General features: G+C 57.0%; 14 protein-coding genes. 2 read left to right on the forward strand and 12 right to left on the reverse strand.

Annotated features, from left to right (window positions below):
• Positions 1-92: 92 nt before the first annotated feature.
• On the forward strand, positions 93-662 hold the full coding sequence (locus BFL40_RS27180; RefSeq protein ID WP_071486828.1) for a TetR/AcrR family transcriptional regulator: 570 nt from the start codon (positions 93-95) through the stop codon (positions 660-662).
• Here the strand turns inward: BFL40_RS27180 and BFL40_RS27185 are convergent.
• Positions 657-1598, reverse strand: coding sequence for a LysR family transcriptional regulator (locus tag BFL40_RS27185; protein ID WP_071486829.1), 942 nt, complete (start codon positions 1596-1598; stop codon positions 657-659). The genes BFL40_RS27180 and BFL40_RS27185 overlap by 6 nt on opposite strands.
• Before the next feature lie 110 nt (positions 1599-1708).
• Between BFL40_RS27185 and BFL40_RS27190 the strand changes: the two genes are divergently transcribed.
• Positions 1709-1933 carry a DUF2790 domain-containing protein gene (locus BFL40_RS27190; protein WP_071486830.1) on the forward strand — a complete coding sequence of 75 codons (225 nt, stop codon included), beginning with the start codon at positions 1709-1711 and terminating at the stop codon, positions 1931-1933.
• On the opposite strand, the gene BFL40_RS27195 is transcribed toward BFL40_RS27190, so the two are convergent.
• The 11 genes from BFL40_RS27195 to BFL40_RS33365 form a co-directional block, all read right to left on the reverse strand.
• On the reverse strand, positions 1930-3186 hold the full coding sequence (locus BFL40_RS27195) for an OprD family porin (RefSeq protein ID WP_071486831.1): 1257 nt from the start codon (positions 3184-3186) through the stop codon (positions 1930-1932). The genes BFL40_RS27190 and BFL40_RS27195 overlap by 4 nt on opposite strands.
• A gap of 38 nt (positions 3187-3224) precedes the next feature.
• The gene (locus BFL40_RS27200; RefSeq protein WP_071486832.1) at positions 3225-4559 is read right to left on the reverse strand and encodes an MFS transporter; all 1335 of its coding nucleotides are present in this window, start codon (positions 4557-4559) and stop codon (positions 3225-3227) included.
• A gap of 54 nt (positions 4560-4613) precedes the next feature.
• On the reverse strand, positions 4614-5375 hold the full coding sequence (locus BFL40_RS27205; protein WP_071486920.1) for a 1,6-dihydroxycyclohexa-2,4-diene-1-carboxylate dehydrogenase: 762 nt from the start codon (positions 5373-5375) through the stop codon (positions 4614-4616).
• A 10-nt stretch (positions 5376-5385) separates the two neighbouring features.
• Entirely contained in the window at positions 5386-6408 is a 1023-nt protein-coding gene (gene benC / locus BFL40_RS27210) for a benzoate 1,2-dioxygenase electron transfer component BenC (RefSeq protein WP_071486833.1), read from the reverse strand.
• Positions 6409-6418: 10 nt separating this feature from the next.
• On the reverse strand, positions 6419-6907 hold the full coding sequence (benB, locus tag BFL40_RS27215) for a benzoate 1,2-dioxygenase small subunit (RefSeq protein WP_071486834.1): 489 nt from the start codon (positions 6905-6907) through the stop codon (positions 6419-6421).
• Entirely contained in the window at positions 6904-8280 is a 1377-nt protein-coding gene (locus BFL40_RS27220) for a Rieske 2Fe-2S domain-containing protein (RefSeq protein ID WP_071486835.1), read from the reverse strand. The genes benB and BFL40_RS27220 overlap by 4 nt, the downstream gene beginning before the upstream one ends.
• A 107-nt stretch (positions 8281-8387) precedes the next feature.
• A complete protein-coding gene (locus BFL40_RS27225; protein ID WP_071486836.1) occupies positions 8388-9335 on the reverse strand; it encodes an AraC family transcriptional regulator in 948 nt (315 codons plus the stop codon).
• A 910-nt stretch (positions 9336-10245) separates the two neighbouring features.
• Positions 10246-10455 (reverse strand): toxin C-terminal domain-containing protein, encoded by a 210-nt coding sequence (locus tag BFL40_RS33355; RefSeq protein ID WP_083374607.1) that lies wholly within the window; start codon positions 10453-10455, stop codon positions 10246-10248.
• 474 nt (positions 10456-10929) lie between these two features.
• The gene (locus BFL40_RS27230) at positions 10930-11490 is read right to left on the reverse strand and encodes a tetratricopeptide repeat protein (RefSeq protein WP_071486837.1); all 561 of its coding nucleotides are present in this window, start codon (positions 11488-11490) and stop codon (positions 10930-10932) included.
• A 91-nt stretch (positions 11491-11581) separates the two neighbouring features.
• Complete coding sequence (locus BFL40_RS34710) at positions 11582-11698, reverse strand: hypothetical protein (RefSeq protein ID WP_501037499.1); 117 nt, start codon at positions 11696-11698, stop codon at positions 11582-11584.
• Positions 11699-11919: 221 nt separating this feature from the next.
• Positions 11920-12267, reverse strand: a complete 348-nt coding sequence (locus BFL40_RS33365) for a hypothetical protein (protein ID WP_139213548.1) — start codon at positions 12265-12267, stop codon at positions 11920-11922.
• Positions 12268-12289: the final 22 nt, after the last annotated feature.

Here is a 12289-nt window from a genome sequence, read left to right on the forward strand (position 1 = left end):
GATCATAATCTTATTCGTCAACAGTTTTGATGTTGATCGACATCAATGTATAGTGCGCACTGAAAACAGCGACATCCGTTGAGGTATGAGTTATGCGAGTCAGCAAGGCGCAAGTGCAGTTAAACCGGGCGCACATCGTCGAGACGGCGTCCAAATTGTTCCGTGAGCGCGGGTACGACGGTGTCGGCGTGGCCGACCTGATGGCAGCAGCGGGATTCACCCATGGCGGGTTCTACAAGCACTTCGGCTCCAAGGCTGACTTGATGGCGCAAGCCGCAGCGAGCGGGTTTTCCCAGTCGCTGACCAACAGCGTAGGGCTGGGCGCCACTGCCTTCTTCGATCTTTATGTGTCCAGGGAGCACCGTGATGCGCGCAGCCTTGGCTGTACGATGGCGGCCCTGTGCGGGGATGCTGCGCGTCAATCGGAGGAGGTAAAAACCACGTTTGCGCAAGGTATCGAAAACGCGTTGGCAGCCCTTGAGCGCGGAGATGCCGAGCAGGATGAGACAAGCCGGCACACCCGGCGAGAAGAGATGATCAACCGGCTGGCCCATGCCGTCGGCGCGGTGGTGTTGTCCCGAGCCTGCCCCGATGATTCCCCATTGGCGGATGAAATTCTCGATGTCTGCCGTCGGGAAATGCTCGCTGCCCTGACGTCATAAACGGCAGGGTATCGGGCCGGACTGCTGGTTTTTCTTCACCTCGACATGCTTGGCCAACAGTCCAGGCAATTGCGCTTGCAGGCACTCCACCCACGTCCGCACCTTGGCATCCAGAAAGCGCCGCGACGGATACACCGCAAAGATATTGCGTTCGCGCAGCCGGTAATCGGGCAACAGCCGCACCAGTGATCCATCCTGCAAGGCCGGGTATGCGCTGAAAAACGGTAATAGGCTGATGCCCATGCCCTCCTGCGTGACCTTGACCATCGCGTCCGCGACGTTGGTCCTGAAAGTGTCGCCAGGTGAGATCGCGATATCCTCCTCCCCCTTGAACAGCCACGCATCTTCCTGAAAGTCCTGAAGGTGCAAGCGTCGGTGTTGCATCAATTGACGTGGATGCTCAGGCACACCGTACTTGGCCAGGTAGCTCGGTGCAGCACAGGGCACGCTGAACAACTGCCCGACCGTCTGGCTGACCAGTGCCGAATCCGGCAATGCATGGGCGATGGAGATCACCACGTCATGCCCTTCTTCCAGGGGATCGGGGTTGTGCTGGGAAAGGGTCAGTTCCACAGACACCTCCGGGTAGCGCTCACAGTAGCGGGCAATCAAAGGCGCGATCAGCACGCCGAGCCCGCTCATGCAGTGCACACGCAAGCGTCCGCGAGGGTTGAGGTGAGCCCCGCTGGCCTCGGCGGTAGCCTCGCGCACGTCGTGAAGAATGTCCCGGCAACGCAGCAGAAAACGTTCACCGGACTCGGTGAGGCTCAGGCGGCGAGTGGTGCGTTGCAGCAGGCGCGTCTCGAGGTGTTTCTCCAGGTCGGAGATCAGCCGTGAGACCTGCGCGCCAGAGAGGTCCAAAGCCTCTGCAGCACTTGCAAAACTACCGCTGTCGACCACCCGGGCAAACACCAGCATGCCGTTGAGCACGTCCATCAGCGTTGCGCCTTGATTGCTACGTGATACGTACGAGTCATTTACCTGTTCCTGTCTTTAACGCGACGCCGGAATCACTACACTGAACCCTACAAACAGAGGGTCATATCATGAACGTCAAACTTCTCAGCCTCATCCTGCTCTTCACCGCCACCGGCGCCTTCGCCGCCGACGGCAATCACAGCCCGGCGCCGGATATCCAGCACGTTGTGTCCATCACGCCCGTGCCTGGCAGTTGCCAGGTGGAACCAGCGACCCTGGTGTACCTCGACAGCCAGGGCGCCAGCCACACCGTCAACTACACGGTCATGGGCACGTGCCAGGGCGGGGTTTAAAGCAGCTTCCAGGTGTAACTGAGGATCAGCCGGTTCTCATCGATATCGCTGCGGTAGTTTGAGCGCGCCATCACATTGCGCACCCGAATACCCAAGCCACTCAACAGGCCACTTTGCACGGCATAACCGATGTCCAGGTCGCGCTCGCGGTCCTTGCCCTCGTAACCGGCGCCGGTGGTGACGTTATCGCCGGTGATATAGCGCACTGTGGTGGTCAGCCCTGGAATCCCCAGCGCGACGAAGTCGTAGTCGTAACGCACCTGCCAGGAGCGCTCGTCGGTGTAGGCGAACTCGTAGGTAGGCACCTCGTTACCCAGCGGCGTGATGTTGGCAAATACACGCGCAAACGCGCTGTCGCCGTACATCGCCTGGTAACCGACGTAAAAAGTGTGGCCGCCACGCTTGGCCGACAACAGCGAGAAAAACGCCTGGTTGTCGATCTTGCCAAGCAACTTGTCGCCATCTTCGCGCGCGGTGTAGTAACCCAGGTTGGCGCCCAATACCCAGTCGCCGATCGGCTGGCTGTGCTTGAGGCCGACAAAGTCCTGGGCGTAGATGTCTTTCAACTGGCCATGCCAGTAACTCAGGCTGGTGCGGTTGGTGTTGAAGGCGTAGTCGCCACCGACGTAGTTGAAGGCGTCACTCTCAGCCCCACGCTGCGGCACATGGCCGAGCATGGCGATCATCTTCTCCTCACCGGCCTCATTGCGCAGGCTGGTGCGGGTCAAGTGCCCGGCCTGCAGCGTGAGGCCGGCGATCTCGCTGGAGCTGATGCCCACCCCCTGGTAACTCGGCGGCAGCAGCCGAATATCGCTGAATGCCAGCACCGGCAGGTTGGGCTGCAGTTCACCGACCTTCAGTTCGGTCTTGGAGATCCGGGTCTTGAAGGTCAGGCCCAAACGGCTGTATTCGTCGGCGGCGCGCCCATCCCCCTTGACCGGCAGCAAGCCGGTATTGACCCGGTCCGGGCTGCTGTCGAGTTTGAGGCCCAAAGTGCCCTGCGCATCCAGGCCAAAGCCGACCGGGCCTTGGGTGTAGCCGGACTTGTAGGTCAGGATAAAACCCTGGGCCCACTCCTCTGCCTTGGATTGTTTGTTGGCCCCGACGATGTCGGAGAAGTCGCGACTGAAGTAATAGTTGCGGGCCTGCAAGGTGGCCGTGGAGTCTTCGATAAAGCCACCCTCGCCCGCTGCCGCCGACAGGGGAACGCCCAACAGGGAAAGCCAGATACGCTGCGTCGTCTGCTGATTCATGTCGTTGCTCTTAGTTATTGTTATCGACGGTTTGAAACTTAAAGCGCGCGGGCTGGCGCCAAGTCGGCACTCACTCGACGCTCATTCAGCGCATAGGCCGTCATCGCCAACGCAGCGACGGCACCGGGAATGGCAAAGGCCATGAAGTTCAGTTGCAGCGGCAGTTCGATCCCCATCAGCGCACCGCCCAACAGCGGGCCGACGATGGCGCCGTTGCGCCCAATGCCGGACGCCCAGCCCAGGCCCGTGGAACGAATGGATAAGCCATAGAGTTGCGCGGCCCCCGCGTACAGCAGGATTTGCGTGCCAATGGTGGTGGCGCCCGCGATAAAGATCAGCAAGTACAACACCGGCATCGGACTGTTGAAGCCCAGCAGGCTGATCGACACGGCGGCAACGATAAAGAACCCGATCATGACTTTCACCAGGTTCAGCCGATCCCCCAACCAGCCCCCCAGAATCGCCCCGGCCATGCCGCCGAAATTCAGCGCGAGCAGGAATGACAGGCTCGACCCCAGGCTGTAACCGGCACTCGCCATCAGCTTGGGCAGCCAGGAACTCAGGGCGTAGACCATCAACAAGCAGCAAAAAAACGCGATCCAGATCGCCGCCGTGCGTACCGCCAAGCCATGGCGAAACAGCTCGATCACCGAGGCGCCCTTGCCTTTGCCGGCACTGATGTGCAGCGTGTCCCCCGCCTCGATCTGGCTGTGCGGCGACAGGCGCTTGAGCAGCGTGCGCGCCTGCTCCAACCGGCCTTGTCGAATCAAGAAACCAATCGACTCCGGCAGCCACAACAGAATCAACGGCAGCAGCAAAAGCGGCACGGTGGCGACGAAGAACATCGACTCCCAGCCATAACGCGGCAGCATGAAAATCCCCACGCCCGCCGAGAGCATGCCGCCCAGGGAGTAGCCGCTGAACATCAGCGCCACCAGGGTGCTGCGGATTTTCTTCGGCGCGTATTCGTTCATCAGCGCGACTGCGTTGGGCATCAGCCCGCCACAGCCGAGCCCGGCGATAAACCGGCAGATGCCGAATTCGGTGGGGTTACTGGCAAAGCCGTTAACCACGGTGGCAACGCTGAACAGCGCAAAGCAAATCGCAATGCCTTTCTTGCGGCCGATGCGGTCCGCCAGGCTACCGAACACCAGCGCGCCGAACATCATGCCGAACAGCGCATAACTCCCCAACGCGCCGGCCTGCAAGGGGGTCAGCCCCCACTCCTTCATGATCACCGGCAAGACCACGCCGTAGATAAACAAGTCATAGCCGTCAAAGATCAACAGCAAGGCACATAGGCCCATGACCAGCCAGTGAAAGCGGCTGAAATGGGCGTTGTCGATAATCGAATGGACATCATGGGTACGCATGGCAGTGCTCTCATTATTGTTGTTGTGAGTCAGTGTCTGCAGGTGAGGCGTGGCTCAGCCGAGGTCGCCGCCTCCCACCGGCAAGGTCACGCCGGTGATGTAGGAGGCCTCGTCGGAGGCCAGAAACAGAATCGCGCCGACTTGTTCGTCGATGCTGCCGTAACGCTTCATCGGGCTGCTGTCGAGGGTCTGGTCGACGATCTGCTGGTACCAGACGCGCTCCTGCTCGCTTTGCGGCTGGCTGTTACGCGGGATCCGGCGCGGTGGCGCTTCGGTGCCACCCGGCGCCGTCGCATTGACGCGAATGCCGCTGCCGGCGGTCTCCAGCGCCAGGCAGGCCGTCAGGGCATTCACGCCGCCCTTGGCCGCGCCATACGGCACGCGGTTGACCCCGCGCGTAGCGATGGAAGAGACATTGACGATGGCGCCGCTGCCCTGCTCCAACAGGTAGGGCAATACGCAATGACAGCACCACAGCGTCGGGAACAACGAGCGGCGCACCTCGGCTTCGATTTCTGCTTCTGCGTAATGCTCGAACGGCTTGGCCCAGATGGTCCCGCCAACGTTGTTGACCAAAATATCAATGCGCCCGAACCGCGTTTTGGCAGCCGCCATCACCCGCGCGCACTCGGCGTGCTGTTCCAGGTCGGCGGTCAGGATCAACGCCCGTTCATGCTGCAATTCATGCACCAGATCTGAGCGATCGACCGCGACCAGCCAGGCGCCCTCCTCCAGCAAACGCTCGGCGACATGCCGGCCGATGCCCTGGGCGGCGCCGGTCACCAGCGCCACCTTGTTGTTGAAACGTGGAGTCATGTTGATTTCCTCAGGCGGCATCGCCGGTGACGATGGCGTTGGGCGTGAACTTCTCGTAATGGAAGCTGGCCGGGCTCACGCCTTGGTTTTTGAAGTGCTGGCGTACTGCGTCGACCATCGGCGGCGGGCCGCACAGGTACACGTCGACGTCGCCGCCGTTGAGCACCTCGCTCGCCATATGCTGGGTGACATAGCCTTGCTGCGGGTGAGCGGTCTGCGGGTCGGCCACGCAGGTCACAAAGCTGAAGTCAGGCAAGCGTTTAGCGAAGGCTTCCAGCGCCGCGACCAGCACCAAATCCTGATCCCGCGTCACGCCATAGATCATCCTGATTGGGCGGGTTTCCTTGCGCTCAGCCAACACTTCGAGCATCGACAAGAACGGCGCCAAACCGGTCCCGCCGGCCAGCAACAACACCGGCCGGGCGACTTCGCGCAGGTAAAAACTGCCCAACGGCCCGGTCATCGGCACCGCATCACCCGGCTGGGCACGTTCCAGCCAGCCGCTCATCAGCCCACCCGGCACATGCTTGATCAAAAAACTGGCGCAGTTGTCGCCAGGGCGGCTGCTGAAGGAATACGAGCGAGTCTGCCCGCTGCCCGGCACGCCGATATTCACGTACTGGCCCGGCAGAAATACCGGCGCTTGGTCCAGCTCGAAACTCACCTCCAGGGCAGCATCGGCGTGGCGGGTGATGCTTGCGACCGTCGCAGCAAATTGCGCGGTGCCGGTCTTGCAGGCGCTGGACGGCACCGGCACGGCAATCACGCAATCGGACTGCGGCACCATCTGGCACGTCAACACTTGGCGTTCCTGGGCTTCATCCTCGTTCAGGGCGTCTTCGATGTAGTCGTCACCCAAGTCATAGGCGCCAGTTTCACAGCGGCATTTGCAGGTGCCGCACACACCGTCCGAGCAGTCCATGGGCAGGTTGATACGTTGGCGAAAGGCTGCATCGAGGACCTTCTCACCCACCTTGCAGTCGATGAAACGGGTCACCCCGTCCTCGAAGTTCAGGGCAATGGCGTACGTCATGGCAGTGTCCTCAGATGTGGTAGATATCAATGACCTGATGGATGTAATCGTTTTTCAGCACCACCTTCTTGCGCGTGATCAGCGGCTGTTCGGCGCGGATGTCCAGGTGATAGAACGAGGTGCCGAAATACGTATCCGTGGTCTTGTAGCGATGGCTGAGGGTTTGCCAGTTGAAACGCAGTTCCACCTGCTCGCCGTCGTCGGCGAGGACTTCAAGGTTAGTGATCAGGTGCGCCGTGCGCGGCTCCGGGGTGCTGGCGCTGGAGCGCTCGGTCTTGATCCGGAACACACGGTCTTCCAGGCCGTCACGGCTGGGGTAATAAATCAGCGAGATTTCGCTTTGCGGGTCTTCGGTCAGGGTGTCCTGGTCGTCCCACGCTGGCATCCAGAATTCCACCTTGGGTGAATAGCACTCCAGCCATTCGTCCCATTGGCGGTCATCCAGCAAGCGCGCTTCGCGGTAGAGAAAGTCCAGCAGGCGGTCGCGGGAAAGGCTCATGACAGCACCGCCTTGTCGGTAGCAATCAAGCCTTGCTGTTCTTGCTTGATGGCGCGCTGCAAGCTTTCAGCCCAATGCGCATGCTGGCGCACGAACAGGCCTTCGTCTTCGGTTTTGATGCCGCTGAGCTGCGGGTGCATGCCCATGGCCTTGGCGTTCTCGTCGGCGCCTTCGACCCACTGTTTGGCGCCACGGCTGAGGTCATTCCATAAGGTAGTCGCGCCTTGGTAGCCGGTCTGGCAGGCGCGGAACTCTTCGAGGTCGTCCGGCGTGCCCATGCCACTGACGTTGAAGAAGTCTTCGTACTGGCGGATACGCGTCGCGCGCTCCTGGGCGCTTTCACCGATGGGCGCCATGCAATAAATCGTCACTTCGGTTTTGTCGACCGCGATCGGCCGCACCACGCGGATCTGCGTGGAGAACTGGTCCATCAGGTACACATTGGGGTAGAGGCAGAGGTTGCGCGTCTGGTCGACGATAAAGTCGGCGCGCTCCTGGCCCAGGCGCTCGGCCAGCTCGGCGCGGTGTGCATGCACCGGGCGAACCTCCGGGTTGAGCAGGCGTGTCCACAGCAGGATATGCCCGTGGTCGAAGGCATACACGCCGCCCAGGCTTTTCGACCAGCCGTTGGCGTCGACGGTGCGCGTGCCTTCCGTTTCGTAATTGCGCCGGCCCATGGTCGCCGAGTAGTTCCAGTGCACGGAGCTGACGTGATAGCCGTCGGCGCCATTCTCAATCTGCAACTTCCAGTTGCCGTCGTAGACGTAAGACGAACTGCCGCGCAGCACTTCCAGGCCCAGCGGCGCCTGATCGACCATCTGGTCGATGATCACACGGGTCTCGCCCAAGTAATCGCTGAGCTCCGGCACCGCCTCGCTGAGGCTGCCGAACAGAAAGCCGCGATAGTTTTCAAAGCGCCCCAGGCGCTTGAGGTCGTGGGAACCGTCACAGTCAAAACTGTCCGGGTAGGCGCCGGTCTTGGCGTCCTTCACTTTGAGCAGCTTGCCGGCGTTACTGAAGGTCCAGCCGTGGAATGGGCAGGTAAACGAGCCCTTGTTGCCTTGCTTGCGGCGGCACAACATCGCGCCACGGTGGGCACAGGCGTTGACCAGCCCGTGCAGCGTGCCTTGTTTATCGCGCGTAATGACGACGGGCTGGCGGCCAATCCAGGTGGTGAAGTAATCGTTGATCTCAGGCACCTGGCTTTCATGGGCCAGGTAGATCCAACCCCCTTCGAAGATGTGCTTCATCTCCAGGGCGAACAGGTCGGGGTCGGTAAAAATATCGCGGCGGCAGCGGAAAACCCCGGTAGCGGGATCTTCCTGAACGGATTCGCCCAGTTGGCGAGCGAGTCGGTCGAGTGTGCTGATCATGGGGTAGGCCCTCGGTTGTTCTTGTATCAGGCCCCCTCACCTTATGTATTTGCCCTACCCCTCAATATCCGCTGACTGCAAATCGCTATCCGCCAAGCGCAAACCGTTTAGCGTTGACGCTTCCACGTCTGCGAAGGCAGCTCGCCAAAGCGCTTGCGATAGGATTCGGAGAAGCGCCCCAAGTGCAGAAAACCATGGTCCAGCGCCACCTCCGTCACACTGCGCGTCGTCGCCAGTTGCAACCTGGCATGCACCCGCTCAAGCTTGCGTTGCCGCACATAATCACGCGGCGACAAACCGACCTGACGTTCAAACAGGCTATACAGCGAACGCTCGCTGACCTTCGCGATCGCCATCAACTGCTCGACGCTAATGTCGTCGGTCAAATGCGCCTCGATAAACTCACGCACCGCTTCAAAGCCACCACCTTGAACCGGCTGCGGGATAACACGCAGCACGTTACTGGCCAGCAGCGCCAACAGCTTACTTGCGACAATCCGCTCATACAGACCCTGCACCTCAGGCTCTGCGGCATTTTCCGCCTCATGGCAGATCAGCCCCAGCAGTTGCAGGAACCCGTTCATGTCGCTGAGCGCATGGCGTGCAGCCGCGAAACGGATGCCCTGCTGCGGCAACGTCCAGTGCTGCTCAAGGCAGGCGTTTTCCAACAGGCGCACCGGCAACTTGATGATGAATTTTTCGCAGTCGGCGGAATAAGTCAGGTCCACCGGATCATCCGGATTAATCAGCAAGACCTCCCCCGGCCCGAACACCTGCTCTTCACCCCGAGAGTTGGAACGGCAGTGACCCGTCAGCAGAATTTGCAGGTGATAAATCGTTTCCAGCGCCACCGACGTAACCCGCACCGGCGCGCCGTAGCTGATACGGCACAGGTCCAGGCTGGAAAAAGTCCGGTGACTGATACTCGCCTGCGGACGCCCCCTGGGCGGCAGGCGAATGCAGTGGCTGCCCACATGCTGGTTGACGTAATCCGACACTGCATAAGCGTCGGCACGCTGGAAGATCTGGCTGCGCTCACTCAATAGCACGGTCATGGTTGCGCCTCTTTATAGTTATTGGCCCTAGGCTGACGGTTTGGGTAGGGGGCGTCCAATATGGATAAGGTCTGAGAGGATACCTTGGGGGTATTGTGCGGTGCTGGGGGGGATTGGGCGTTTTGGTGAAGTGCTTGATCGGCTGGACTCGCTAACTGAGCTTCAAATACAGCCCTCAGCTATTGGCACTGCGGCAATATGGAAGCCCTGAAGACGAGGATCGTGAAAAGGAGACAGATTTATTTTTCAGAAACTCCTACCCCCCTGAAAAACCCCACTCAAGAAAGCGAAAAATAAATCTGTCCCCTTTGCTCTACCGCTTGCGCGAAATGGGGAAGGCTTGCAGGATGCTCTCGCAGTCCCTGCGCCAGACCTGTCCAAAATTTCGGGCCCAATTCCTGCACTTTAGGTGAGATGATGGAGGCTGAAACGGCCGCACTCAGAGCTCGGGAACACGGTTTCTACATGAAGTTTCTCACTAGCGAAGCCAAGAGTTCCAGCCAAAACCAAAACGCTTTTAAAGCACCGCCCAAGTCATCAACAGTTTTGATTTGCGCTCCAGCTAAGCCTGAGTATATTTTTGTCCATCCACACTAAAGAATTTGTCGGACTTTATTTTTGTTTTGAGCAAACTCGCCTCTGACAATGCACCTTTCTCTGCACTAGCAAGGACGCCAGTTGCTTTTGCAACTTAACTGTTCTACATCATACATATCTCGTCTCGCAATTCACCAGCAGACATAACCCTCCAGTTTTTTTTACGAGACTTATAGGTTTTTTTGTCTCCCCATCATCAACTGAAATTTCAACCAGGAGCTCCTGATCCTCGAAGCTTTGAAGCTCCTTTATCAATTGTTTGATTGTCTTCCCCTTAACAATCCAATCCGGCGATCCAGAAATATTTTTCACATTAATCACCTATACGATTGAGATCCACATCAAAAGTACCTGCCCGCGCTTCCTTACTTTCAAGTGCCTTAACCGAATCTGCCATTTTCCACGCCCCACCATTATGCCCATCAAGATCTCTGGTAATGTAATCTTTTCCGTTCTTAAATACCGCCTGGCCACCGTGAACGGTTTCATTAACTTTCTCAAAGCCTAAAGCTTCTGCCGCCAGCCTAGCCTCCTTTGTAGTTTTGTAAACTGGCGAGGCAAGTGCTCGAGGCTCTTTTGCACCAACAAATAAAGAATTTAATTATTTTTTAGTTGCCTGACCGGATCCCATTCATTAGGTTTGAGTTGATGCTTGCTCCACCATTTCATCCCCTCAGAAACCCACTTTCCGCGTAAATCGGAATGAGCGGTTGTCGAGTCATCATACCCAAACTCCGTCCCGCAGCATGGGCAAATATTGTACGAAGCACAGCCAAAACTGTCATACGCCGGCTCATTAAGATCAGGATATCTGCATACCGGACATAAATATGTTTGATTACTATTGGGCATTAAAATAGTCCAAGTTTGAACCCTTACCATGCACTGCTGGATCAGGCTTGTAGTACAATGAAAAGGGGACAGATTTATTTTTCAGAAACCTCTACCCTCCCTCAAGAAAGCGAAAAATAAATCTGCCCCCTTTGTTTCGCTTTGTTTAATGTGCCGACGTTCCGGATTGCTTAATTTTTTCGATTCTTACTTTGGCCGCTGAGTACTTATCAGCATATTTTTCCGGCGTGCTCTTGTGGAGACCCTCCAAAATCAACATCAGATTTTCATGACCAGCCAAGTCTGTAGGTTGTATTTCAATAGCATCCTCATAGCACTGCAAGGCGCCTTCAAGATCTCCCACCTTTACCAACATCGCCCCGAGTTCAAAATACGTATCGACAAATGAAGGTTCAGCTTCAATAGCGGCCTGATAATACTTGAATGCGTCGACAAAATTAGACGCACGCTCATTCGACACGCCTGCTAGGAAAAGATATCGAGCAATGACTTGGTCAGGGGCGAGCTGGGTGGAAACTTCATAATGCTTTATAGCCTGAGCGAAGTCACGCTGATAGAAGCATATATCGCCCAAGCATTCAGCATATGCCGACTCCGACAGTAATTGCGAGCTTGCCTTGAAGTACTCAACAGCCTTTTCGACACGTCCACTTGAAAGATATCGAACCAGCTGTCTCTTGATCTCATTAAAATCAGATTCGCTCACACCTACTCTCCAACCACTTTAACAAATGAAAAGGCAAGAAAAAGGGAACAGATTTATTTTTCAAAAACTCCTACCCCCCTGAAAAACTCACTCAAGAAAGCGAAAAATAAATCTGTCCCCTTTGTTCCGTCGTCACCTGCTTGAGCTCGCCGGGAGCACGTATTATCTCACGCAATTGCTTCATAGCCTGCTCATTCCAGGTAGCCATCGAACCTGTGAAAAGTGGACAGATTTATTTTTCAGAAACCTCTACCCCCCTCAAGAAAGCGAAAAATAAATCTGCCCCCTTTGTTGCAGTTAAATTATCCGGCAATCCAGACGGCATTTTCTGCCCAGAGCCACCTATACCTTTTGCACCGTTGATTACAGCGGAGTAAAAAAATATATCCTCGGCAGTGCCGGAGATATTTTAGCACTTCAAATAACCAACTAAAGCCCCATAACAAAATCTCTAATTAACTGTCTGTCCGAGTCATTTTTAGCCGCCCCAGTTAAAGCTGGAATCAAATAATAAAGCAGTAATTCAACCCTTGACGCCTCTGTCGGAATAGCTTCCGCCACACAACCAAGCAATAATTTTATAGACATAATGGCCGCAAATGACTCATACCCCCTCGGCCCAGAAAAAGGTAACTTTTTAAAGTAATATTTTGCTAATCGCTTCTGATCAGAACGCTTCCACGTACGATGGGGAATTAGTAGCAATGCTTCTCCCCAATCAGCAGACTCTATCGGATATTTAGTTATTAGCCAATCAGCAGCCTGATCAGAACTCATGCTAACAAGCTGTGCGCATAAC

It is taken from the genome of Pseudomonas costantinii (assembly GCF_001870435.1).
In the GTDB taxonomy this organism is placed as follows: Bacteria; Pseudomonadota; Gammaproteobacteria; order Pseudomonadales; family Pseudomonadaceae; genus Aquipseudomonas; species Aquipseudomonas costantinii.